Origin of the sequence: Pseudomonas sp. TH04 (genome assembly GCF_016651355.1) — a bacterium.
Lineage (GTDB): Bacteria > Pseudomonadota > Gammaproteobacteria > Pseudomonadales > Pseudomonadaceae > Aquipseudomonas > Aquipseudomonas fluorescens.
In genome coordinates this window covers 4,247,128-4,270,519 of record NZ_JAEKEA010000001.1, presented here as the reverse complement: position 1 = coordinate 4,270,519, position 23,392 = coordinate 4,247,128, and the positions used below count along the sequence as shown (strand labels likewise).

At 59.0% G+C, this 23,392-nt stretch carries 23 protein-coding genes; 7 read left to right on the top strand and 16 right to left on the bottom strand.

Annotated features, from left to right (window positions below; genetic code table 11):
* Positions 1-19: 19 nt before the first annotated feature.
* Positions 20-2,140 (bottom strand): mechanosensitive ion channel family protein, encoded by a 2,121-nt coding sequence (locus JFT85_RS19190; protein WP_073638347.1) that lies wholly within the window; start codon positions 2,138-2,140, stop codon positions 20-22.
* A gap of 176 nt (positions 2,141-2,316) precedes the next feature.
* On the opposite strand from JFT85_RS19190, the gene JFT85_RS19185 reads away from it, so the two are divergent.
* The 4 genes from JFT85_RS19185 to JFT85_RS19170 all read left to right on the top strand — a co-directional run bounded on the left by JFT85_RS19185 (position 2,317) and on the right by JFT85_RS19170 (position 6,613).
* On the top strand, positions 2,317-3,519 hold the full coding sequence (locus tag JFT85_RS19185) for an MFS transporter (RefSeq protein ID WP_053258260.1): 1,203 nt from the start codon (positions 2,317-2,319) through the stop codon (positions 3,517-3,519).
* A 109-nt stretch (positions 3,520-3,628) separates the two neighbouring features.
* Positions 3,629-4,408 (top strand): endonuclease/exonuclease/phosphatase family protein, encoded by a 780-nt coding sequence (locus JFT85_RS19180; RefSeq protein ID WP_053258261.1) that lies wholly within the window; start codon positions 3,629-3,631, stop codon positions 4,406-4,408.
* Positions 4,405-5,667 (top strand): cardiolipin synthase ClsB, encoded by a 1,263-nt coding sequence (clsB, locus tag JFT85_RS19175; RefSeq protein ID WP_201230268.1) that lies wholly within the window; start codon positions 4,405-4,407, stop codon positions 5,665-5,667. Before JFT85_RS19180 ends, clsB begins: the two co-directional genes overlap by 4 nt.
* Positions 5,657-6,613 carry a lysylphosphatidylglycerol synthase domain-containing protein gene (locus JFT85_RS19170; protein WP_053258263.1) on the top strand — a complete coding sequence of 319 codons (957 nt, stop codon included), beginning with the start codon at positions 5,657-5,659 and terminating at the stop codon, positions 6,611-6,613. Before clsB ends, JFT85_RS19170 begins: the two co-directional genes overlap by 11 nt.
* A 32-nt stretch (positions 6,614-6,645) precedes the next feature.
* Here the strand turns inward: JFT85_RS19170 and JFT85_RS19165 are convergent, their stop codons facing one another.
* Together JFT85_RS19165 and JFT85_RS19160 are read right to left on the bottom strand one after the other, a co-directional pair.
* Positions 6,646-7,401, bottom strand: a complete 756-nt coding sequence (locus JFT85_RS19165; RefSeq protein WP_069551255.1) for an alpha/beta hydrolase family protein — start codon at positions 7,399-7,401, stop codon at positions 6,646-6,648.
* Positions 7,391-8,500 carry a DUF3182 family protein gene (locus JFT85_RS19160; RefSeq protein WP_201230267.1) on the bottom strand — a complete coding sequence of 370 codons (1,110 nt, stop codon included), beginning with the start codon at positions 8,498-8,500 and terminating at the stop codon, positions 7,391-7,393. The genes JFT85_RS19165 and JFT85_RS19160 overlap by 11 nt, the downstream gene beginning before the upstream one ends.
* A 240-nt stretch (positions 8,501-8,740) precedes the next feature.
* On the opposite strand from JFT85_RS19160, the gene JFT85_RS19155 reads away from it, so the two are divergent.
* On the top strand, positions 8,741-9,304 hold the full coding sequence (locus tag JFT85_RS19155; protein ID WP_053258266.1) for a cysteine hydrolase family protein: 564 nt from the start codon (positions 8,741-8,743) through the stop codon (positions 9,302-9,304).
* 21 nt (positions 9,305-9,325) lie between these two features.
* Here JFT85_RS19155 and tam read toward each other — a convergent pair whose 3' ends face one another.
* Positions 9,326-10,087, bottom strand: coding sequence for a trans-aconitate 2-methyltransferase (gene tam / locus JFT85_RS19150; RefSeq protein ID WP_053258267.1), 762 nt, complete (start codon positions 10,085-10,087; stop codon positions 9,326-9,328).
* 101 nt (positions 10,088-10,188) lie between these two features.
* Here tam and JFT85_RS19145 point away from each other — a divergent pair, with 101 nt between their 5' ends.
* The gene (locus JFT85_RS19145) at positions 10,189-11,097 is read left to right on the top strand and encodes a LysR family transcriptional regulator (RefSeq protein ID WP_169875955.1); all 909 of its coding nucleotides are present in this window, start codon (positions 10,189-10,191) and stop codon (positions 11,095-11,097) included.
* A 66-nt stretch (positions 11,098-11,163) separates the two neighbouring features.
* Here JFT85_RS19145 and JFT85_RS19140 read toward each other — a convergent pair whose 3' ends face one another.
* Both JFT85_RS19140 and JFT85_RS19135 read right to left on the bottom strand, forming a co-directional pair.
* Positions 11,164-11,691: a single-stranded DNA-binding protein gene (locus JFT85_RS19140; RefSeq protein ID WP_010467282.1), complete on the bottom strand. Its 528-nt coding sequence runs from the start codon at positions 11,689-11,691 to the stop codon at positions 11,164-11,166.
* Between the two features lie 9 nt (positions 11,692-11,700).
* A complete protein-coding gene (locus JFT85_RS19135) occupies positions 11,701-13,095 on the bottom strand; it encodes an MFS transporter (protein WP_053258269.1) in 1,395 nt (464 codons plus the stop codon).
* 178 nt (positions 13,096-13,273) lie between these two features.
* Here JFT85_RS19135 and uvrA point away from each other — a divergent pair, with 178 nt between their 5' ends.
* Complete coding sequence (gene uvrA, locus JFT85_RS19130; protein ID WP_069553225.1) at positions 13,274-16,108, top strand: excinuclease ABC subunit UvrA; 2,835 nt, start codon at positions 13,274-13,276, stop codon at positions 16,106-16,108.
* Positions 16,109-16,172: 64 nt separating this feature from the next.
* Here the strand turns inward: uvrA and bfr are convergent, their stop codons facing one another.
* From bfr to rplO, 10 genes are all read right to left on the bottom strand, one after another.
* Positions 16,173-16,637: a bacterioferritin gene (bfr, locus tag JFT85_RS19125; protein WP_015886133.1), complete on the bottom strand. Its 465-nt coding sequence runs from the start codon at positions 16,635-16,637 to the stop codon at positions 16,173-16,175.
* Positions 16,638-16,792: 155 nt separating this feature from the next.
* The gene (locus tag JFT85_RS19120) at positions 16,793-18,232 is read right to left on the bottom strand and encodes a catalase (RefSeq protein ID WP_207201042.1); all 1,440 of its coding nucleotides are present in this window, start codon (positions 18,230-18,232) and stop codon (positions 16,793-16,795) included.
* A 249-nt stretch (positions 18,233-18,481) separates the two neighbouring features.
* Positions 18,482-18,868: a 50S ribosomal protein L17 gene (gene rplQ, locus JFT85_RS19115; RefSeq protein ID WP_003176402.1), complete on the bottom strand. Its 387-nt coding sequence runs from the start codon at positions 18,866-18,868 to the stop codon at positions 18,482-18,484.
* A gap of 41 nt (positions 18,869-18,909) precedes the next feature.
* Positions 18,910-19,911, bottom strand: coding sequence for a DNA-directed RNA polymerase subunit alpha (locus tag JFT85_RS19110; protein ID WP_003176403.1), 1,002 nt, complete (start codon positions 19,909-19,911; stop codon positions 18,910-18,912).
* Positions 19,912-19,933: 22 nt separating this feature from the next.
* Complete coding sequence (rpsD, locus tag JFT85_RS19105) at positions 19,934-20,554, bottom strand: 30S ribosomal protein S4 (protein ID WP_003210056.1); 621 nt, start codon at positions 20,552-20,554, stop codon at positions 19,934-19,936.
* Between the two features lie 18 nt (positions 20,555-20,572).
* On the bottom strand, positions 20,573-20,962 hold the full coding sequence (gene rpsK / locus JFT85_RS19100; RefSeq protein WP_002555466.1) for a 30S ribosomal protein S11: 390 nt from the start codon (positions 20,960-20,962) through the stop codon (positions 20,573-20,575).
* Positions 20,963-20,992: 30 nt separating this feature from the next.
* Positions 20,993-21,349 (bottom strand): 30S ribosomal protein S13, encoded by a 357-nt coding sequence (rpsM, locus tag JFT85_RS19095; RefSeq protein WP_003210063.1) that lies wholly within the window; start codon positions 21,347-21,349, stop codon positions 20,993-20,995.
* Between the two features lie 129 nt (positions 21,350-21,478).
* On the bottom strand, positions 21,479-21,595 hold the full coding sequence (gene rpmJ / locus JFT85_RS19090) for a 50S ribosomal protein L36 (RefSeq protein WP_002555468.1): 117 nt from the start codon (positions 21,593-21,595) through the stop codon (positions 21,479-21,481).
* Between the two features lie 28 nt (positions 21,596-21,623).
* Entirely contained in the window at positions 21,624-22,952 is a 1,329-nt protein-coding gene (gene secY / locus JFT85_RS19085) for a preprotein translocase subunit SecY (RefSeq protein ID WP_016969470.1), read from the bottom strand.
* Positions 22,953-23,390, bottom strand: a complete 438-nt coding sequence (rplO, locus tag JFT85_RS19080; RefSeq protein ID WP_003176407.1) for a 50S ribosomal protein L15 — start codon at positions 23,388-23,390, stop codon at positions 22,953-22,955.
* Between the last annotated feature and the right edge of the window lie 2 nt (positions 23,391-23,392).

The following is a 23,392-nucleotide window of genomic DNA, read 5'->3' as shown; positions in this document are numbered from 1 at the left end:
CCGACCAGCCGTCCCATAGCTACTGGGTACGCGGCTGCTCCGTCAACACCAGCGACGCCGGCACCTCTTCATCCGGCTCATCCACCCGCGCCGTGCGCTTGGGCAACAGCACCTGCTGTGGATAAGTCTGCGCGAAGTGCACCGCATCGCAGTTATCCACAAGCTTTTTCAAGCGCTGGTTAAACGCGCGACTCACCGCATATTGCCCGCCCGACACCGTTCGGAATTGCGCGGTGAGCACCACGCCGTTGAGGTCCATCTTGTCCACGCCAAAGACTTCCAGCGGCCCTTGCAGGTTGTACTTGAGGAACACGTCATCGCCGATCGATTGCCCGGTCTCGCGGATCAGTTCCACGGCTTTGTCCACATCGGTGTCATAGGTGAACTGCACCGAGAAGAACGCATAGGCAAATTGCCGCGACTGGTTGGTGACCGCCTTGATCTGCCCGAACGGCACCGAGTGCACGAACCCCTTGCCGTCGCGCAGGCGCAGGGTGCGGATGGTCAGGCCTTCGACGGTGCCGGCGTGGCCGGAGTCGAGCACCACCCAGTCGCCGATGGACAACGTGTCTTCGATGATGATGAACAGGCCCGTGATGACGTCCTGTACCAGTTGCTGGGAACCGAAACCGATGGCCAGGCCGACCACACCGGCACCGGCCAGCAGCGGCGCCACGTTAATGCCAAGGTTGGCCATCGTGGTGATCGCGCAAATCACCACCAGCACAATTTTCACCGCGTTACGCAGCAGCGGCAGGATGGTTTTGACCCGCGTGCTCGGCTGGCGGCTGGAGCGTTTGTTCACCGGTGGCTTGAGCGCCTCCTGGATCGCGGTGTCGAGTACCACCCAGAACAACCAGGTCATCAGCAGGATCAGGCCGATACTGCTGAGCGAATCGCTGATCGCCCGGCCGACTGCGTTGCGCTGGGCAAATTCGAACAGCGACACGCCCCAGATGCGCCCAAGCAGTTCGATAAAGGCGATGGCCATCGCAATGCGCAAGATCGCGTGTAGCAGGCTGAGGAAGCGCTCCTTGTAGGCACTGCTGCGTTGGATCGCCACCTGGCTGCGGGACTTGAACAGGTGCTGTAAAACCGTGCTGAGGAACACCGTGCCGATCAACAGAATCGTGGTGAACAGCGCGCAACGCAGCGCCTTCTGGTTGTCGTCACCGGCACCGATCAGGTTGATTGCCGAGACCAGCACCATCAACAGAATCGGCCAGTACCACAGCCCGGAAAACACCCGCAGCGATTGCTGCAGCGCCGGGTGCTTGAGGCGCTGGGCCAACGGCCGGTTGCGGATCAAATGCGCGACCGGGCGACGCAGACGCACCACCAGCACGCCGAAAATCACCGCGGCAAACAGGCCGGTAAAGACCGCGATGCTGCTGGTGATATTGCCGCCGAGCTGGCGGGCGATTTGCGGGCTGGTCAACGCGTCGCTGAGGGCGGCGAGAAAGCCGATCAGGAACAGCGGCTTGGGGCAGTAGTCACGAATGATCTGCACCGCCGGGCGCTTGTGGCCGAGGTTGAACATGACGATCACGCACAACAGCATCGAGGTGGAAAAGATCCCGCTGCTGGTAGCGTAGGCGAAACACAGCGCCAGCGCGCGCCCCACTGACGTGGGTAAAAAGTGGCTGACGTAGAGGGTCAGCGGCAGGCAGATCAGCGCCGGGATCGTATACGGCAACACATACCCAAGCACCGCTTGCAGACGCGCGCGCCGCTCGACGAAACGCCGCCGACTCAAGCGCCGCACGATGACGCGCGCCAGCAGTGTCAACACCGCAAAGGCCCCCGCCCACACGCCGGACAGCAACAGGAAATCGCCTGCCACGCTCCACGGCGAACGTTCGGCGGTCTGGTTGACCAGGCGCCCCACTTCATCCGCCGCACGGTCGGCGCGCAAGCGCCAGGCGTCAATGAGGTTCTGATTGAGGTCGAGTTTGTCCTGCACGTCGTCAATGCTGGAGCTGATGGCCCCCAACAGGCCGCCTTCCACCAACAGCTCGGGCTTGGTTTCGGCTGCGGCTGTGGCCGGTGCGGCGGCGGGCGCCGGTGTCGCGGCTTGCAACGCACCATTGCCAAAGAACAGCAGCGCGCCAAACAGTAATGCAGTTTTTAGATTCAGCAAAACACCGGGCTCCATCAGCAAGGTCTGTAAGGAACTGACGGGTTTGAGCCTTGATCGTTCCCCCCGTTCGGCACCTTTGCGCCCAGGGCAAATATCAAATGCCGATCGCTGCCTTTTTCCGCATAGGCCAAACCCAGACACTGCGCTCCTGAATCACACCCACCGGAGTTGCAGCCATGCCTATTGCGTTGCTCGCGCTGACCCTCAGCGCTTTTGCCATCGGGACCACCGAGTTCGTCATCGTTGGCCTGTTACCCACAATCGGCGCCGATCTCGGCGTTGACCTGCCGTCCGCCGGCCTGTTGGTCAGCCTCTATGCCCTGGGCGTAGCCATCGGCGCGCCAGTGCTCACTGCCCTCACCGGCAAGGTGCCACGTAAATTACTCCTGCTGTCGCTGATGGTGCTGTTTACCCTCGGCAACCTGCTGGCCTGGCAGGCACCGAGCTATGAATCGCTGGTACTGGCGCGGATCGTCACCGGCCTGGCCCACGGGGTGTTTTTCTCGATTGGCTCAACCATCGCCACCAGCCTGGTGCCGAAGGAAAAAGCCGCCAGTGCGATTGCGATCATGTTTACCGGCTTGACCGTCGCGCTGGTCACCGGCGTGCCGCTGGGCACCTTTATCGGCCAGCACTTCGGCTGGCGGGAAACCTTCCTCGCCGTCTCGGCGCTGGGTGTGCTCGCCTTTATCGGCAGTTTGATCTACGTGCCGAACACCATCGCCCACAGCAAGCCCGCATCCCTGCTGCAACAACTGCAGGTGCTCAAGCAGCCGCGCTTGTTGCTGGTGTACGCCATGACCGCCATCGGCTACGGCGGTTCGTTTATCGCGTTTACCTTCCTGGCCCCCATCCTCCAGGACATCGCAGGCTTCAGCGCCGGCACTGTGAGCCTGGTATTGCTGGTGTATGGCATCTCGGTAGCCGCCGGGAATATCTGGGGCGGCAAGCTGGCGGACAAACGCGGCCCGATCAGCGCGTTGACAATCATCTTTGCGCTGCTCGCCGCGGTGCTGTTCATCCTGTCCCTGACCGCCAGCAACCCATGGTTGGCGCTGGCCACCGTCTGGGTGTGGGGCGCAGTCGCGTTCGGCAACGTGCCGGGCCTGCAGGTGTACGTGGTGCGCCAGGCCGAACATCACACGCCACAGGCGGTGGATGTGGCCTCGGGCTTGAACATCGCCGCGTTTAACCTGGGAATCGCCGGGGGCGCGTGGGCCGGCGGCTTGATCGTGGCGCACATGGGGCTGATCCATACCGCATGGATCGGCGGCCTGGTGGTGTTGGTCGCCCTCGCGCTGACCGCCTGGAGCGGCCGCCTTGACCGACGGGGACCGGTGTATGCCGAGCCCTCGACGCGCGTGATGGCCGGCCACTGATCCCGCCGTGTCTTGAGCGTGCCGTCCGTAGGAAGGTGGAAACTTTCATCGAAACATCGCAGTCAGCCTTAAACGGGGGCCACGCCCCCACTCTTTCACAGGAGCAATCATGGCTGCGATTCCCGACTGGGTGCCCATTACCCCCAGCGTCGCTATCACGCGCTTCACGGTGCTGACGGTCAATATCCACAAGGGCTTCACTGCGTTGAATCGACGTTTCATTCTGCCCGAGCTGCGTGAAGCGGTGCGCAGCGTGGGCGCCGATATCGTATTCCTGCAGGAGATTCACGGCACTCACGAACGCCACCCTCAGCACTACAGTGACTGGCCGAACATGCCGCAGTACGAATTCCTCGCCGACAGCATCTGGCCGCAATTCGCCTACGGTCGCAATGCGGTCTACCCGCATGGCGACCATGGCAATGCGCTGCTGTCGAAATTTCAGATCATCCGCTACGACAACCTCGACATTTCGCAAAGCGGCCATGAAAACCGTGGCCTGCTGCATTGTGTGCTGCGCTTGCCCGGCTCCGGGCAGGAGGTGCATGCGATCTGCATGCACCTGGGCCTGCGCGAGGCGCATCGCCAGCAACAATTGCGCTTGCTGGAACAGCGCATTCGCGAGATCCCCGCCGATACGCCGCTGATCGTCGCCGGTGATTTCAACGACTGGCGCCAGCAGGCTGACCTGAGCCAGAGCGGCCTCAAGGAAGTGTTCGTCGAAACCCACGGCAAGCCCGCCCGAACCTTCCCGGCACGCCTGCCGTTGCTGCCGCTGGATCGCATCTATGTGCGCAACTTGAACATTCGTAACCCCAAGGTGCTGACGACCCGGCCGTGGTCGCATTTGTCTGACCATGTGCCGCTGTCAGTGGAGATCGAGTTATGAACGTTGCGGTAGAACACATCGCCACCGACCAGCCGCCGGATGAAGCGAAAGCGCGTGATCTCGATTACGGCTGGCAGAGCAACAACCAGATCGAGCTGCTGGAAAACGGCGAGGCGTACTTTCCGAGCGTCTTCGACGCCATGCGCAAGGCGCAGCGGGAGATTCTGCTGGAGACCTTTATCCTGTTTGAAGACAAGGTCGGCCATGAGTTGCAGGGCATTCTGATAGAGGCGGCGCAACGTGGCGTGAAGGTGGTGGTCAGCCTCGATGGGTTTGGCTGCGGCGAACTGAGCCCGGCTTTTCTCGGCGAGCTGGCAGCGGCGGGTGTGGAGGTGCAGATGTTTGACCCGGCACCAAAAATGTTGGGGGTTCGCACCAACTGGTTTCGCCGCCTGCATCGCAAGATTGTGGTGGTGGACGCCACCGTGGCGTTTATCGGCGGGATCAACTTTTCTGCCGACCACCTCGGGGATTTCGGCCCCGAAGCCAAACAGGATTATGCGCTGCGATTGACCGGCCCGGCGGTGGCCGACCTGCATCATTTCGCCCTTGCACAAAGTGGTCGCCAGGTGCGCACGCGGCGCGGCTGGCGGCGGCGCCAGCAACGGCCCGCGCTGTGGGCAACTGATAATAGCGACGGCCTTGTCCGCCTGATCTACCGCGACAACGTGCAGCATCGCGACGACATCGAAGAAGCGTATATCCACGCGCTGAGCAAGGCCCAGCAACGTGTGGTAATCGCCAACGCGTATTTCTTTCCCGGCTACCGCCTGCTGCGCGAAATTCGCAACGCCGCGCGCCGTGGCGTGCAGGTGCAATTGATCATGCAGGGCCAGCCTGATGTGCTATTGGCCAAGCTGGCGGCGCGCATGCTCTATGACTATTTGCTCAAGGACGGCGTGGTGATTCACGAGTATTGCCAACGCCCGCTGCACGGCAAAGTCGCGCTGGTGGATGACCATTGGAGCACCGTGGGTTCAAGCAACCTCGACCCGTTGAGCCTGTCGCTGAACCTGGAAGCCAACGTGCTGATTCGCGACCGCGCCTTCAACCAACAGCTGTATGAACGCTTGGCCATCCTCGCCAAAGACCATTGCCGGACCATGCCGGAAAACCGCAAGCCACGGCTGTGGCTGTGGCGATTGACCGTCGGTTTCCTGGTATTTCATGTGATGCGCCATTTCCCCGCGCTGACGGGTTGGCTACCGGCGCATAAACCCCGTTTGAAACCATTCCAGAGCCAGCCCGATGAACGCTGATACTGAGGGTTCGCGATTCAAACGCTGGAAGAAGCCGCTGACGATTGGCTTCTTCCTGCTGCTGATCGTGCTGTTCACCCTGCTGGCGCGGCGCATCGACTGGAGCGAAGTGCTGCAGACGCTCGGCGACTTCAAGCTGCGCACATTGTTGATGGCCGGTGGGCTGACCTTGTGCAGTTTCCTCGTCTACGCCAGCTTCGACCTGATCGGGCGCACCTATGTTCGCCAGCCATTGCGCTGGAAGCAGATCTTGCCGGTGGGGATCATCAGCTACGCGTTCAACCTCAACCTGAGCGCGTGGGTCGGCGGGATCGCCATGCGTTACCGGCTGTACTCGCGGCTCGGGGTGAGCACCAGCAATATCGCGAAGATTCTTGGGCTGAGCCTGGCGACCAATTGGTTTGGTTACATGGCATTGGCCGGCGTGGTGTTCAGCAGCGGCTGGGTGACGATGCCGCCGGGCTGGAAGGTCAGCACCGATGCGTTGCAGGGCATTGGTGTGTTGCTGGTGCTGGCCAGTCTCGGGTATCTGGCGGCCTGCCGGTTTTCGAAAAAACGCGCGTGGTCGATCAAAGGCATCGAGATCAATTTACCGTCGCTGCGCATGGCGTGTTTGCAGTTAGCGTTGGGCGCGTTGAATTGGTCATTGATGGCGGCGGTGATCTTTACCTTGTTGCCGGCCAAGTTGGACTATCCGTTGGTGCTGGGGGTCCTGCTGATCAGCGCGATTGCCGGGGTCATCACCCATATCCCGGCCGGGCTGGGGGTGCTGGAGGCGGTGTTTATCGCGCTGATGCAACATGAAGCGTCGCGCGGCAGTTTGCTTGCCGGGTTGATTGCCTACCGGGCGATCTACTTTATTTTGCCGCTGCTGATTGCGCTGGTCATGTACCTCGCGGTCGAAGCCAAAGCCAAAGCGTTGCGGGTGAAGAAAACCCCTGCTTGACCAGGTGTTGAAGGCTCCCCAAAGCGCCGCCGTTATTGGGATTGGATGATGCTCAAGCGCTCGCCCACGACCATCTCGGTAATCCAGTCGACCAGGATCGACGTGTAGGCCTGCTGCGATACCGGATCGCTGAGCGAATGGTCTGCGCCGTCGATGATGCGGTGGGTCAAGGAGTGGGTCTGCTGGCATGCCGCGCGATAGCTCATGATGGTGGCGTGCGGCACATGGTCATCGGTTTGCGATTCGACAATCAGCACATCGCCGGTGAATTGCGCACAGGCATGCAGGGCGCGGTTGGTTTCGGCGTGCACCCGTGTGCTGCGGTAATCCATCAGGTCGGCCTTATCCAGGTCGCGCTTGGGTTTGAGCCATTCCTGATCACGGTAAAGCGCCGGCACCCGCAGCGCCAGCCAACGCACCGGGCGCAATGAGGTGAGAATCGCCGCCAGGTAGCCACCATAACTGGTGCCCACCACCGCCACCGCCGAGGTGTCGATGGCCGGGTGTGACAGCAACCGGTCGTACGCGGCCAACAGGTCGCGCAGGTTGTCTTCGCGAGTGACGCGGGACAACGGGATACCGGTGCTCGCATGCCCACGCAGGTCGAACGTCAGGCACACACACCCCAAGCCGGCGATGCCTTTGGCCCGCTCCAGGTCGCGTTCCTGGCTACCGCCCCAGCCGTGCACAAACAGCACGCCTGGGACCTTCGATTTGGGGGTCAGGAACGTGCCGCTCATCTGTTCGTCGTCGATATCGATCGCAATGCTTTCGCTTCTAGCCGTCATAAGAATTAACCGTCACATACTTGAGAAGAAAGTCGCTGTTTTCGGCCGGGCCGCGGTACACCTCAATGGCATCCGCCGGCAGCGCCTGGTCCACGTAGGTTTCCACCGAGGACACACGAATAGCGCGCAGGCCGGGGTTATTGATGAAGCTCTGCAGCGCCGCGACCTCTGCGCTGCTGGCGCCCCCCATGCGCCAGGACTGTTCAAGCACGCCGCTGCAGCGTTGGCCATCACTGTCCAGGCCTTGGGCGATGTCGTAATTGCGTCGTGACGCGTAGAAACCAGGGTAGGCCTGGTTGGCGGCGCTGTCGAAAACCCGCGCCTGTTCGATGCCCTCGCGCACGTCGGCGGGCAGGTCGAGCATTAACAAGTCCTCGTAAGCACCGGGCACCACCAGTAAGTCGGAGCCGCCGTAGACGTCTTCGCCCTGCCCGTCCTGAGTGAGGTATTGCTCGCCGCAGTAGCTGAACAGGTGATCGCCGATAAAACTCTGGCCCACGCTATGGGTAACTACCTCGTGCAGGTCTTGCTCCAGCACCACGCCCTCACTGAACAGCTGCGCTGCATCGGGCCGGGCCAGCAGGGCCTCGAATGCGTCGACACTGTGGATAACTGCCTGGCCGCGCCCAGCGCAGGCATGCACGGGCTTCAGACGAATCGGCCCGCGACTGAGCAAGCGCCTGGCAGCGGGCCGCGCATCCTGCAACGCGAACACGCTGAAACCCTCAAGAACAACGTCGCGCACGCGCTCGCCAAACAACGGCGACCAGCCCTCAGGCGCCGTGGCATCCGGGCTTAACAGGCCATGAGTGATGGCTTTGGTGCAGATAAAATCGTAATCGACATAGCCACCCCACAGGTCTTGCGGCCCTTTTACATTCAGGCGCAGTGCTTGGGCCGCGCCGATCAGCGTTTGCGTGGGCAACAGATACAGGTCACGGTCGCTATGGCGTTGGGGGTCATAGCTGCCGCCGAATTTAAGCCCGAGTATCTGCGCCAGCCATCGCGCCAAGGCGCGGTTGGTGTCGACTTCGTGCTGCGGCGCACCGTCTCTCGTGGAGTGAGCAACCACCCATTTTTTTCGTTGAGTCGGGGTCATGCGTCCCCCTTGGCCATCCTGCCATGTGTGTGTGCAGAGAGGGTTGCACGGATCAAGCCAAGGCGCGGCGGAACAGGAGGGTTGTTAAATCAATCCGTTACTGAAAAAGTAATGGCAGTAGGCCTGCCTGATTCTGCACGAAGCCGCGCTAAATACGCGGCGTTCTGCACGACTCGCCCCGCCCTCTTCTCCGGCGCCAGCTAAGATACTGGGCCTATCCACCCATCATGAGAACCCGTTATGGCCAAGCAAGCGCTCATCCTGATCGACATACAAAACGACTACTTCCCCCAGGGCAAGTGGCCGCTCGACGGCGTAGAGGCTGCGGCGGACAAGGCAGCCCAGCTACTGCAGGCGTTTCGTCAGGCGGGCGATGCCGTGATTCATGTACGCCATGAGTTCACCTCCGAAGACGCGCCTTTCTTCACGCCGGGTTCCGAGGGCGCGCACCTGCACGCCAAGGTGCTGAACGAAGGCAGTGAGCCAGTGGTGCTTAAACACTTCGTGAATGCGTTTCGCGGCACCGATCTACAGGCCGTCCTGGAACAACGCGCCATCACCGAAGTGGTGGTGGTTGGGAGCATGAGCCATATGTGCATCGACGGCGTCGTGCGCGCGGCCGCGGACCTGGGCTACAAGGTCACGTTGATTCACGATGCGTGTGCTACGCGGGATCTGGAGTTCAACGGGCAGGTGATTCCGGCGGCCCAAGTGCAGGGGGCTTTTATGGCATCGCTGGGCTTTGCCTACGCCAGCGTGATGTCGGCGGATGAGTATCTGCAGAGCCAAGCGGCGGCTGTGTGACCACCGCTTGTTTGCCGGGTTTCAGCGCGTCGCGATGATGAACAGGCGCGGGAAGGGCAGTAACACGGTGCCATCGGCCAGGGCTGGGTAGGCCTGGGTAATCCGCGCCTGGTAGTCCTGCAGGAACGCGGTTTTTTCGCTATCGGACAATGGCGCGAGAAACGGCCGTAACGCCGAAGCCTTGAACCACTCCACCACTGCCGCATGATCCGCCAGCGGGTGCAGGTAAGTGGTGCGCCACACGTCGACAGTGCTGCAATGTTTGCTCAGCAGCTCGTAGTAGTAGCTCGCTGTGTGCCGCTCATTGTGTTTAACCGCGCCAATCTTTACCGACCATGGCCCTTCGGCCGCGACTGCGCGAGCGAGTCGATGGGCAGGCTCGTCGAGGTTATCCGGAGTCTGCACCGCCAGTGTGCCGCCCAGCGTCAGTTGGTTGATCAGGTGCGGATAGAGCGTGGCGTGATTCGGCAGCCATTGCAGGGAAGCGTTGGCCAGAATCACGTCGAAGGTGTGTGCGGGATTCCAGGCGCCGATATCCGCTAATTCGAAGTTCAGTGCCGGCAGGCGCTTGCGGGCATCGACCAACATATCGTCGGAACTGTCCATACCGGTGACGTGCGCCTGCGGGAAGCGTGCGGCCAATACCTCAGTGGAATTGCCAGGGCCACAGCCCAGGTCGACGGCGGTGCGCACGTCGGTTGCGGGAATCGCCGCGACCAGGTCACGGACCGGACGCGTACGTTGTTGTTCAAACATCGTGTACTGCTTGGCTGACCAGGTCATCGCGGCGCTCCTTCTTTTTGAGGTTGGCGACAGCCTAAATCTTGTGAGCCATGAGAACAAATGCCAGGATTGGCAACCTCCCATACCTTGAAAGTATGCCTATGTTGGAACTTCGCCAGCTTAAAGCCTTCGTGGCGATTGCCGAGGAAGGCTATATCACCCGCGCCGCAGAACGCCTGGGCATGCAACAACCGCCGCTGACGCGAATGCTGCAAAGCCTGGAAGCCGAACTCGGCGTTGTATTGATGGAGCGTTTGCCTCGCGGTGTGCGCCCGACCACGGCTGGACTGGCGTTGCTGGATGAAGCGCGCGCACTCCTGGCGCGGGCCGACGATGTAGCCGATGTGGTTCGTCGCGCGGCTCGGGGTGAACGGGGCCGACTGGCGATTGGGTTTACCAGCTCGGCGGCACTGCATCCTTTTGTGCCCAGCATAGTGCGGCTGTTTCGCGAAACCTTTGTCGGTGTCTCGGTGGTGCTGGAAGAAGCCGGCACCGGTGAGCTGCTGGACGCGCTGGCCCATGAAAAACTCGATGCCGCGTTTATCCGCTCGCCGCTCACTGGCACCCGCTCGCTGCAGGACGAACCGATTCTGGTGGAGCCCATGTTGCTGGCGCTGCCGACCGACCATCCGCTGGCACTCGACGCTCTATCACCCCTGCCCTTGGCCGCCCTGGCAACCGAAGCGTTTGTGCTTTACCGCCGCCGCGTAGGGCTGGGTTTGTATGACGCAATTCTGGTGGCCTGCCGGGAAGCCGGGTTCAGCCCGCAAGTGGTCCAGGAGGCACCGCGCATGACCGCGACGCTGAGCCTGGTGGCGGCGGGCCTTGGGGTATCTATCGTACCGGCGTCGATGCAACGGTTGCGCGGCGACGGCATTGTTTATCGCGAACTCACGGAGTGCCGCAGCCTGGTAGCGCCGTTGCATTTGGCGACGCGCCTCGGTGACGGCTCGGCGGTTTTGCAGCGTTTCAAGGAGCTGGTAGTGACAGCGGCTGCGAGGGAGGCTTGAGCGTGGGCAATAAAAAACCCCCGAGGCTTGGCCATCGGGGGTTTCGCGCGTTCCGGGTCTGAGACCTTAGAACGGGATATCGTCATCAAAGCTGTCGAAATCCGGAGCAGGCTGTGGAGCGGCCTGTTGTGGAGGCGGCGCCTGACGCGATTGTTGCGGTGCCGACTGCTGCGGGCGCGGAGCCTGCTGGCGTGGGGCCGGAGCGGACTGCTGGTAGTTATTGCCCCCGCCTTGTTGATCGCCCTGCTGTGGACGGCCGCCCAGCAGTTGCATGGTGCCTTGCATGTCGACCACGATTTCAGTGGTGTAACGCTTGATGCCGTCTTTTTCCCACTCGCGGGTTTGCAGTTTGCCTTCGATGTAGACCTGCGAACCTTTGCGCAGGTATTCACCGGCGATCTCTGCAACCTTGCCGAACATCGACACGCGGTGCCATTCGGTCTTCTCGACCTTCTGGCCGGTCTGCTTGTCAGTCCACTGTTCGCTGGTCGCCAGACTCAGGTTGGTCACGGCGTTACCGTTAGGCAAGTAGCGAACTTCGGGATCCTGGCCGCATGTACCGACCAATATGACTTTGTTAACCCCACGGGCCATAACGTTCTCCTAAGCTGGGCGCGCTGTCGGCACTGGGTTGACCAGTTGCTCGAGCGTCGCGCGATCCAATAATTCGGTGTCCAATTTGATGTAAATGGCCGCCTCTTCAGCGACCACTACTGCATCTGTTACCCCGACGACGGCCTTCAGGCGCTCTACCAGGCCAGCTTCACGAATTGCTTCGGGCGACAACGGCAGGCGCAGACTTGTGACGTACGGAGGTTCGCGCATGGTAACAGCAAAGGCCAGCCAAAGTGCAGCCAGCCCGGCGCATCCGAGGAACACAACCGACAAACCGCCATGCTGGAACATCCAGCCACCCATGATGCCGCCCAGCGCCGAACCGAGGAACTGGCTGGTGGAATACACCCCCATGGCCGTGCCCTTGCCGCCCGCCGGTGAAACTTTACTGATCAGCGAAGGCAACGAAGCCTCCAGCAGGTTGAACGCGGTGAAGAACACCACGGTGCCGATTACTAGCGCCCGCAGGCTGTCGCCGAATTTCCAGAAGAATAGCTCAGTGAGCATCAATGTCGCGACGGCGCCCAGGAGAACTCGTTTCATTTTGCGTTTCTTCTCGCCGTAGATGATGAACGGGATCATGGCGAAGAACGAGATCAACAGCGCGGTCAGATAGACCCACCAGTGCTGTTCCTTGGGCAGGCCGGCTTTTTCGACCAGTGCCAGGGGCAGCGCGACGAAGCTGCACATCAGCATCGCGTGCAATACGAAGATACCTAAATCCAGGCGCAGCAGGTCCGGGTGCTTGAGCGTCGGCAGCAATGCTTTGCGTGCGACGCCGGATTCGCGGTGCTGCAGCGTGCCGGTGGAGCGCGGCACCATGAACGCAACGATCACGATCCCGAACAGCGCCATACCGCCGGTGGCGAGGAACAGCCCGTGCAAACCAAAGGCACGTGTCAGCAACGGGCCGACAACCATCGCCACAGCGAACGACAAGCCGATGGTCATACCGATCATGGCCATGGCCTTGGTACGGTGTTGTTCGCGGGTCAGGTCCGAAAGCAGCGCCATGACGGCGGCGGAAATCGCGCCGGCGCCTTGCAGCACGCGCCCGGCAATCACGCCCCAGATCGAATCTGACTGAGCCGCGAGCACGCTGCCGAGGGCGAACACGATCAGCCCCAGGTAAATCACCGGCCGCCGGCCGATACGATCGGAAATGATCCCGAACGGAATCTGAAAAAGTGCCTGGGTCAGGCCATAGGCGCCAATCGCCAGGCCGATCAGGGCGGGGGTCGCGCCTGCGAGATCCATTCCATAGGTCGCCAGCACCGGCAACACCATAAACATGCCAAGCATACGGAAGGCGAACACCAGGGCCAGACCGCTTGCTGCTCGGGTCTCGCCGCTACTCATGCGTTCGCTGTGGGGATCGTGCATGGAAAAACCTCGTGTGAACCGGCGGCGATTCTACCAGTCCCATCGATAGAGAGGGTATATGCGGCGCTTTGCCGCGCAGCTTTCATGTAAGGCTGCACCCGGCACTTTGACAGTGTATATTCATCCAGTCTTTAGCCGTATACTCCTGCATTATTTACGCCCGCCGTGCGAGGCCATCTTGGACAAGATCCTGATTCGTGGGGCTAGAACCCACAACCTGAAGAACATCGACCTGACCCTGCCCCGGGACAAACTGATCGTCATCACCGGCTTGTCCGGGTCCGGCAAATCGTCCCTGGCGTTCGACACGCTGTATGCCGAAGGTCAACGTCGCTATGTAGAGTCACTGTCGGCGTATGCCCGGCAATTCCTGTCGATGATGGAAAAACCTGACGTCGACACCATCGAAGGTTTGTCGCCGGCGATTTCCATCGAGCAGAAGTCGACTTCCCATAACCCACGCTCCACCGTGGGCACCATCACCGAAATTTACGACTACCTGCGTCTGCTGTATGCGCGCGTAGGCATTCCGCGCTGCCCGGACCACGACATTCCCCTGGAAGCCCAGACTGTCAGCCAAATGGTTGACCTGGTGCTGGCCCAGCCTGAGGGCGCCAAGCTGATGCTGCTGGCGCCGGTCATTCGCGAGCGCAAGGGCGAACACCTTTCGGTCTTCGAGGAACTGCGCGCCCAGGGTTTCGTGCGCGCGCGCATCAACGGCAAGCTCTATGAGCTGGACGAAGCGCCGAAGCTCGACAAGCAGAAAAAGCATTCGATTGATGTAGTGGTCGATCGCTTCAAAGTGCGCGCCGACTTGCAGCAGCGTTTGGCGGAATCGTTCGAAACCGCACTGAAGCTGGCGGATGGCATTGCACTGGTCGCGCCGATGGATGACGAGCCGGGTGAAGAGATCATCTTCTCCGCACGTTTCGCCTGCCCGATCTGCGGCCACGCCATCAGCGAACTCGAACCCAAGCTGTTTTCGTTCAACAACCCGGCTGGCGCCTGCCCGACCTGTGATGGCCTGGGGGTTAAACAGTTCTTCGACATCAAGCGCCTGGTCAATGGTGACCTGACATTGGCGGAGGGTGCCATACGCGGCTGGGACAGGCGTAACGTCTATTACTTCCAGATGCTCGGGTCATTGGCGTCCCACTATAAGTTCAGCCTGGAAGTGCCATTCAACCAACTGCCGGCAGAACAGCAGAAAGTCATCCTGCACGGCAGTGGTTCGCAGAACGTCGACTTCAAATACCTGAACGACCGTGGCGATATCGTCAAACGCTCGCACCCGTTCGAGGGCATCGTGCCGAACCTGGAGCGGCGCTATCGCGAAACCGAATCGGCGAGCGTGCGCGAGGAGCTGGCCAAGTTCCTCAGTACCCAACCGTGCCCGGACTGCCGGGGCACTCGCCTGCGTCGCGAGGCGCGCCATGTGTGGGTCGGTGAGAAGACCTTGCCGGCGGTGACCAACCTGCCGATCGGCGATGCCTGCGAATACTTTGGTGTGCTCAAGCTGACCGGACGTCGTGGGGAAATTGCCGACAAGATCCTCAAGGAAATCCGCGAGCGCTTGCAGTTCCTGGTCAACGTTGGCCTGGATTATCTGTCCCTGGATCGCAGCGCCGACACGCTGTCTGGCGGTGAAGCCCAGCGGATTCGGTTGGCCAGCCAGATTGGTGCCGGCCTGGTGGGCGTTTTGTACATCCTTGATGAACCGTCGATTGGCTTACATCAACGCGACAATGACCGCCTTCTGGGAACGCTTAAACACCTGCGGGATATCGGTAACACCGTGATCGTGGTCGAGCATGATGAAGACGCGATTCGCCTGGCGGATTATGTGGTCGACATTGGCCCGGGTGCAGGTGTGCACGGTGGGCACATCGTCGCCGAAGGCACACCTGCCGAAGTGATGGCTCATCCGGATTCGCTGACCGGCAAGTACCTGTCCGGCCGGGTGAAGATCGAAGTGCCCGCCAAGCGTACGCCGCGTAACAAAAAGATGGCGTTGCACCTCAAGGGAGCGCGCGGCAACAACCTGCGCAATGTGGACCTGGAAATCCCTCTCGGCCTGCTGACCTGTGTGACCGGCGTTTCCGGCTCTGGCAAGTCGACGCTGATCAACAACACGCTGTTTCCGCTGAGTGCCACCGCCCTGAATGGTGCCACCACGCTGGAGGCCGCTGCACACGACAGCATCAAAGGCCTGGAACACCTGGACAAGGTGGTCGATATCGACCAAAGCCCGATTGGCCGCACACCGCGTTCCAACCCGGCGACCTATACCGGGTTGTTCACACCGATACGCGAACTGTTTGCGGGTGTGCCGGAGTCTCGCTCACGCGGTTACGGGCCTGGCCGGTTCTCGTTCAACGTGAAGGGCGGGCGCTGCGAAGCGTGCCAGGGCGATGGCCTGATCAAGGTTGAGATGCACTTTCTGCCGGACATCTACGTGCCGTGCGATGTGTGCAAGAGCAAGCGTTATAACCGCGAAACCCTGGAGATCAAGTACAAGGGCAAAAGCATCCACGAAACCCTGGAGATGACCATCGAGGAAGCCCGGGTGTTCTTCGACGCGGTGCCTGCATTGGCGCGCAAGCTGCAGACATTGATGGATGTAGGCCTGTCGTACATCAAGCTGGGGCAGTCGGCGACCACCTTGTCCGGTGGTGAGGCGCAGCGAGTGAAGCTGTCTCGCGAGCTGTCCAAGCGCGATACCGGCAAGACGCTGTACATCCTCGATGAGCCGACTACGGGCTTGCACTTTGCCGATATTCAGCAATTGCTGGACGTGCTGCACCGCTTGCGTGACCACGGCAACACAGTGGTGGTGATCGAGCACAACCTTGATGTGATCAAGACCGCCGACTGGCTGGTGGACCTCGGGCCGGAAGGCGGCTCCAAGGGTGGCCAGATCATCGCGGTGGGTACGCCGGAACAGGTCTCGGAGATGCCGCAGTCACATACCGGCTACTACTTGAAGCCGTTATTGGCGCGCGACAAAGCCTGATTGGTCGGGCGCATGAAAAAGCCCCTGTCACGTTGCGGTGACAGGGGCTTTTTTGTAACCGGAATCAGAACTGCGATTGCAGGTAATTTTCCAGGCCAACCAGCTTGATCAGGCCCAACTGCTTTTCCAGCCAGTAGGTGTGATCTTCTTCGGTGTCGTTCAACTGGACTCGCAAAATTTCGCGGGTGACATAGTCGTTGTGTTGCTCGCAGAGCTCGATGCCCTTGCAGAGTGCGGCACGCACCTTGTACTCCAGGCGAAGGTCAGCGGCGAGCATGTCAGGCACTGTGGTGCCCACATCCAGGTCGTCTGGACGCATACGCGGCGTGCCTTCGAGCATCAGAATGCGGCGCATCAGTGCGTCGGCGTGCTGTGCCTCTTCTTCCATCTCATGGTTAATACGCTCATAGAGCTCGGTAAAGCCCCAGTCTTCGTACATGCGCGAATGGATGAAATATTGGTCACGAGCTGCCAGTTCGCCCGTCAGCAACGTGTTGAGGTAATCGATTACGTCGGGGTGACCTTGCATCGCCCTACATCTCCCTGCTTGAAAGTCTGTAGTTTGAACCATGATGACCCGGAGGTCACGGGATCAACGGCAGAAAAGTGAAGATTTGTGGTGAAAAGTAGCTGAAATAACGCAAAAACCGCCCAAATGAGGGCGGTTCTGCTTATCGTTTAGAGTCAGTTAATGGTTACGCCCAATCCTCTTGCGATACGTTGGCCGTAATCAGCATCAGCTTTTACAAAGTGTTGCAGCTGCCGCTGGACCACATCACTGGTGACTCCAGCCATGGCACCGACAATGTTGTTGATCAGGAGAGTTTTCTGACCATCGTCCATCAACCGGTACAGCGCACCGGCATGGCTGTAGTAGTCGGTATCCTCACGCTGATCATAACGATCTGCCGCACCATTCAATGCCAAAGGCGGCTCGGCATACTGAGGCGCTTGTTGGGGCGTACCCGCAACGCTGTTTGGCTCGTAGTTAGGCGCCGCACCACCGTAACCAAAGGACATGGAACCGTCACGCTGATTAGTATTGACGGGACTCAATGGCGAATTGATCGGCAACTGCTGGTGGTTGGTACCGACACGATAACGGTGAGCATCGGCATAAGCGAAAACACGGCCTTGAAGCATGCGGTCTGGTGACAGCCCCACACCCGGGACCATGTTGCTTGGACCAAAGCATGCCTGCTCAACCTCAGCGAAGTAATTCACTGGATTACGGTTCAGCTCCAGCTCGCCGACCTCGATCAACGGAAACTCCTGCTGGGACCAGGTTTTGGTCACATCGAAGGGGTTTTCGTAATGAGCAACGGCCTGAGCTTCGGTCATGATCTGGATATTGACACTCCACTTCGGAAAATCACCGCGCTGAATCGCGTCAAACAGGTCACGCTGAGCGTAATCAGGGTCAGTGCCGGCAATGCGGGTTGCCTCCTCGGGAGTCAGGTTCTTGATACCTTGCTTGGTTTTGTAGTGCCATTTGACCCAGTGGCGCTCGCCTTTGGCATTGATCAAGCTGTAGGTATGACTACCGAAGCCATGCATATGACGATAGCCATCTGGAGTGCCACGGTCCGAAAACAAAATTGTGATTTGGTGCAATGCCTCGGGAGAGAGAGACCAGAAGTCCCAGACCATTTGCGCGCTTTTCAGGTTCGTTTGCGGCACACGCTTTTGGGTGTGGATGAAGTCCGGGAACTTCAGCGGGTCGCGAATAAAGAACACCGGCGTGTTGTTGCCCACGATGTCCCAGTTACCTTCTTCGGTATAGAACTTCAAAGCGAAACCACGCGGATCACGCGCGGTATCCGCCGAACCACGCTCGCCGCCCACGGTGGAGAAACGCAGGAACGTAGGTGTCTGTTTGCCAACGGCTTCAAACAGCTTGGCGCGGGTGTACTGGGTGATATCGCGGGTAACCGTGAACGTACCGTGGGCGCCAGAACCTTTGGCATGTACACGGCGCTCAGGAATATTCTCACGGTTGAAATGCGCGAGCTTCTCGATCAGATGAAAATCATCAAGGAGCAAAGGACCGCGCGGGCCGGCGGTACGGGAGTTCTGGTTATCCGCGACGGGTGCGCCGCTGGCGGTAGTAAGGATATTACTCATGCTCAATCTTCCTCAGGTCAGGCTAAGAACTGCCGGCTAATCGGCTTGGAGGGAGTATTGACCATCAAGATGACACCATCAAATGCATTAAATCATGGACTTTGATAGAAAATAACTAACGAACCGTCCTGGCAAATAGCTTTGGTTTAGTAAGAGCGTCGCGGTAGCGACCTGAAGAATATAGAAGGCTTTTCTACCGCCCACAAAAAACCGGGCACTAGGCCCGGTTTTTCGTTGCAGACTGTCGTCTTACTCGGCGCTTACAGCTTCGCCGGCAGTAGCACGATCAACCAACTCGACGTACGCCATAGGCGCGTTGTCGCCAGCGCGGAAACCGCACTTGAGGATGCGCAGGTAGCCACCCTCACGGGTAGCGTAGCGCTTGCCCAGGTCGTTGAAGAGCTTACCAACGATAGCTTTCGAACGAGTACGGTCGAAAGCCAGACGGCGGTTAGCCAGGCTGTCTGTCTTGGCCAAAGTGATCAGCGGCTCAGCAACGCGACGCAGTTCTTTAGCTTTCGGCAGTGTAGTTTTGATCAGCTCGTGCTCGAACAGCGACACCGCCATGTTTTGGAACATGGCCTTGCGGTGCGAGCTGGTACGGCTCAGGTGACGACCACTTTTACGATGACGCATGGTTCATTCCTTACCAAACTCACGTTCGGTGATTACGACGATCAGGCAGTCGCCTTGTCGTCCTTCTTAAGACTTGCAGGCGGCCAGTTGTCGAGGCGCATGCCGAGGGACAGACCGCGGGAGGCCAGAACGTCCTTGATTTCAGTCAAGGATTTCTTGCCCAGGTTCGGAGTCTTCAACAGTTCTACTTCGGTACGCTGAATCAGGTCGCCGATGTAGTAAATGTTTTCCGCCTTAAGGCAGTTAGCCGAACGTACAGTCAGTTCCAGATCGTCAACCGGGCGAAGCAGGATCGGATCGATCTCGTCTTCCTGCTCGATTACCACTGGTTCGCTGTCACCTTTGAGGTCGACGAACGCAGCCAACTGCTGTTGCAGGATGGTTGCAGCGCGGCGGATAGCCTCTTCAGGATCCAGAGTACCGTTGGTTTCCAGATCAATAACCAGCTTGTCCAGGTTAGTACGCTGCTCGACACGGGCGTTTTCCACCACGTATGCGATGCGGCGAACCGGGCTGAACGAAGAGTCAAGCTGCAAGCGACCAATGCTGCGGCTTTCGTCTTCATCGCTCTGACGCGAGTCGGCCGGTTCATAACCACGACCACGAGCTACAGTGAGCTTCATGTTCAGGGCGCCGTTAGACGCCAGGTTAGCGATTACGTGATCGGGATTAACGATCTCGACATCATGATCCAGCTGAATATCGGCAGCGGTAACCACCCCCGAACCCTTCTTCGACAAGGTCAGCGTAACTTCGTCACGGCCATGCAGCTTGATAGCCAGACCTTTAAGGTTCAACAGGATTTCAATTACGTCTTCCTGTACACCTTCGATGGCGCTGTACTCGTGGAGCACACCGTCAATCTCGGCCTCGACTACTGCACAGCCGGGCATTGAGGACAACAGGATGCGGCGCAGCGCGTTGCCCAGGGTGTGGCCAAAACCACGCTCGAGAGGCTCGAGAGTGATCTTGGCGCGGGTTGGACTGACAACCTGCACATCAATGTGGCGGGGTGTCAGGAACTCATTTACCGAAATCTGCATGGATGCACCTATTTTCTAGCCCTTACTTGGAGTAGAGCTCGACAATCAGGCTTTCGTTGATGTCGGCGGACAGATCACTGCGAGCAGGAACGTTCTTGAAAACGCCCGACTTCTTCTCAGTGTCTACTTCTACCCATTCTACGCGGCCACGTTGGGCACACAGATCGAGAGCTTGGACAATGCGAAGTTGGTTTTTTGCTTTCTCGCGAATCGCGACAACGTCACCAGCACGAACCTGGTACGACGGAACGTTAACGGTTTGGCCGTTTACGCTGACGGATTTGTGCGATACCAGCTGACGGGATTCGGCACGAGTCGAACCAAAGCCCATACGGTATACAACGTTGTCCAGACGGCATTCGAGCAGTTGCAGCAGGTTTTCACCGGTTGCACCTTTCTTGCCAGCAGCTTCTTTGTAGTAGCCGCTGAACTGACGCTCGAGAACGCCGTAAATACGACGGACCTTCTGCTTTTCACGCAGTTGGGTGCCGTAATCGGACTGGCGACCGCGGCGTTGGCCGTGGATACCAGGTGCTGCTTCAATGTTGCACTTCGATTCGATCGCGCGCACGCCGCTCTTCAAGAAGAGATCGGTGCCTTCGCGACGAGCGAGTTTGCATTTTGGACCAATGTAACGAGCCATTCTTTACAATCTCCTGGATTACACGCGGCGCTTCTTCGGCGGACGGCACCCGTTGTGCGGGATTGGCGTCACGTCGGTGATGCTGGCGATCTTATAGCCACAGCCGTTCAAAGCACGGACAGCAGACTCACGACCTGGACCTGGACCTTTGACGTTAACGTCGAGGTTTTTCAGGCCGTATTCCAGCGCAGCTTGACCAGCACGTTCAGCAGCTACTTGAGCAGCAAACGGGGTGGACTTGCGGGAACCGCGGAAACCCGAACCACCAGAGGTAGCCCAAGACAGCGCGTTACCTTGACGGTCGGTGATGGTCACGATGGTGTTGTTAAAAGATGCATGGATGTGGGCGATGCCATCAACCACTGTCTTTTTAACTTTTTTACGAGGACGAGCAGCAGGTTTTGCCATGATAATTTTCCTGTCGATTCGCGTGGGCGATTACTTGCGGATCGGCTTACGCGGACCTTTACGGGTACGCGCGTTAGTCTTGGTACGCTGACCGCGTACTGGAAGACCACGACGATGACGCAGACCACGGTAGCAACCGAGGTCCATCAAACGCTTGATTTTCATGTTGATTTCGCGACGCAGGTCACCTTCAGTGGTGAACTTCGCCACTTCGCCACGCAACAGCTCAATCTGCTCGTCGCTCAGATCTTTGATCTTAGCGGCTGGGTTTACCCCAGTGTCTGCGCAAATTTTCTGCGCAGTAGTGCGACCAACACCATAGATGTAGGTCAGCGAGATAACAGTGTGCTTGTTATCTGGAATGTTAACGCCTGCAATACGGGCCATTCAGTGGGACTCCAATTGACAGCTACCTACGCCCCGGAAGCCAAGAAATAGGGCGCGAGATAATATCGCTGTAATAACAAATAATCAACCCGGCAGCGCACTAGCTGCCGGGCTTCAAGCGGATCACACTCAGCCTTGGCGCTGTTTGTGACGCGGTTCCGCGCTGCAAATTACTCGAACAACACCTTCGCGGCGAATAATCTTGCAGTTACGGCACAGCTTTTTCACCGATGCACGAACTTTCATCACCAACTCCTCGAACCTTATGGGGTACTCAGCGCAACATGCCGCTGCCGTAGCCCTTCAGGTTGGCTTTCTTCATCAGGGATTCGTACTGGTGCGAAACGAGGTGCGATTGTACTTGGGACATGAAGTCCATCACAACCACGACCACGATCAGCAACGAGGTCCCGCCAAGGTAGAACGGAACGTTTGCTGCAACCACCAGGAACTGGGGAAGCAAGCACACGGCCGTCATATATAGAGCACCGAACAGGGTCAAACGAGTCAAAACGCCATCAATGTAGCGTGCAGACTGCTCACCTGGACGGATGCCCGGAATAAAGGCACCGGACTTCTTCAGGTTTTCCGCTACGTCTTTCGGATTGAACATCAACGCCGTATAGAAGAAGCAGAAGAAAATAATCCCTGCACTAAACAGCAGAATATTCAACGGCTGACCAGGAGCGATCGACTGAGAGAGGTCCTGCAGCCAGCCCATATTTTCAGACTGACCAAACCAGGTACCCAACGAAGCCGGAAACAGCAAAATGCTGCTCGCGAAAATTGCCGGAATAACACCGGCCATATTCACTTTCAGCGGCAAGTGGCTGGTCTGCGCAGCAAAAACCTTACGGCCCTGCTGACGCTTGGCGTAGTGAACAGCAATACGACGCTGGCCACGCTCAATGAACACCACAAAACCGATAATCGCTACTGCCAGCAAACCGATGGCAACCAGAGCGAAGATGTTGATATCACCCTGACGTGCAGACTCGAAAGACTGCCCAATTGCTCTCGGAAGACCGGCGACGATACCTGCGAAAATCAACATCGAGATACCGTTACCAACACCACGCTCAGTAATCTGCTCACCCAGCCACATCATGAACATCGCACCAGCCACAAACGTGGATACCGCGACGAAATAGAAGCCAAAGTCACCAGTGAACGCAACGCCCTGCCCCGCCAGACCAACGGACATGCCGATAGCTTGAACCAGGGCGAGGACGACAGTGCCGTAGCGGGTGTACTGGCTAATCTTGCGACGGCCAGCTTCACCTTCCTTCTTCAACTGCTCCAGCTGCGGGCTGACGGCGGTCATCAGTTGCATGATGATCGATGCCGAAATGTACGGCATGATCCCCAGTGCAAAGATGCTCATCCGTTCCAGCGCGCCGCCGGAAAACATGTTGAACAAGCTAAGAATGGTCCCCTCATTCTGTCGAAACAGGTCTGCGAGTCGGTCCGGGTTGATACCTGGAACCGGGATGTGTGCGCCTATTCGGTAGACGATAATCGCCAGGAACAGAAAACGCAGACGAGCCCAAAGTTCAGACATACCGCCTTTGCCGAGCGCTGAGAGAGCACCTTGCTTAGCCATTTATTCCTCGAACTTGCCGCCAGCTGCTTCGATAGCCGAACGCGCACCTTTGGTGGCGCCGATTCCCTTGCCGATAGTGACAGCGCGAGTCACTTCACCGGACAGCATGATTTTCACACGCTGTACGTTGACGTTGATCACGTTGGCATCTTTCAGGGTCTGCACAGTAACGATGTCGCCTTCCACTTTAGCCAGCTCGGACAGACGCACTTCTGCGCGGTCCATGGCTTTCAGGGATACGAAACCGAACTTAGGCAGGCGACGATGCAGCGGCTGTTGACCGCCTTCAAAGCCTGGAGCGATGGTGCCACCGGAGCGGGAGGTTTGACCTTTGTGGCCACGGCCACCAGTCTTACCCAAACCGCTACCGATACCACGGCCCGGACGATGCTTTTCGCGACGGGAACCCGGCGCTGGACTCAGATCATTGAGTTTCATCG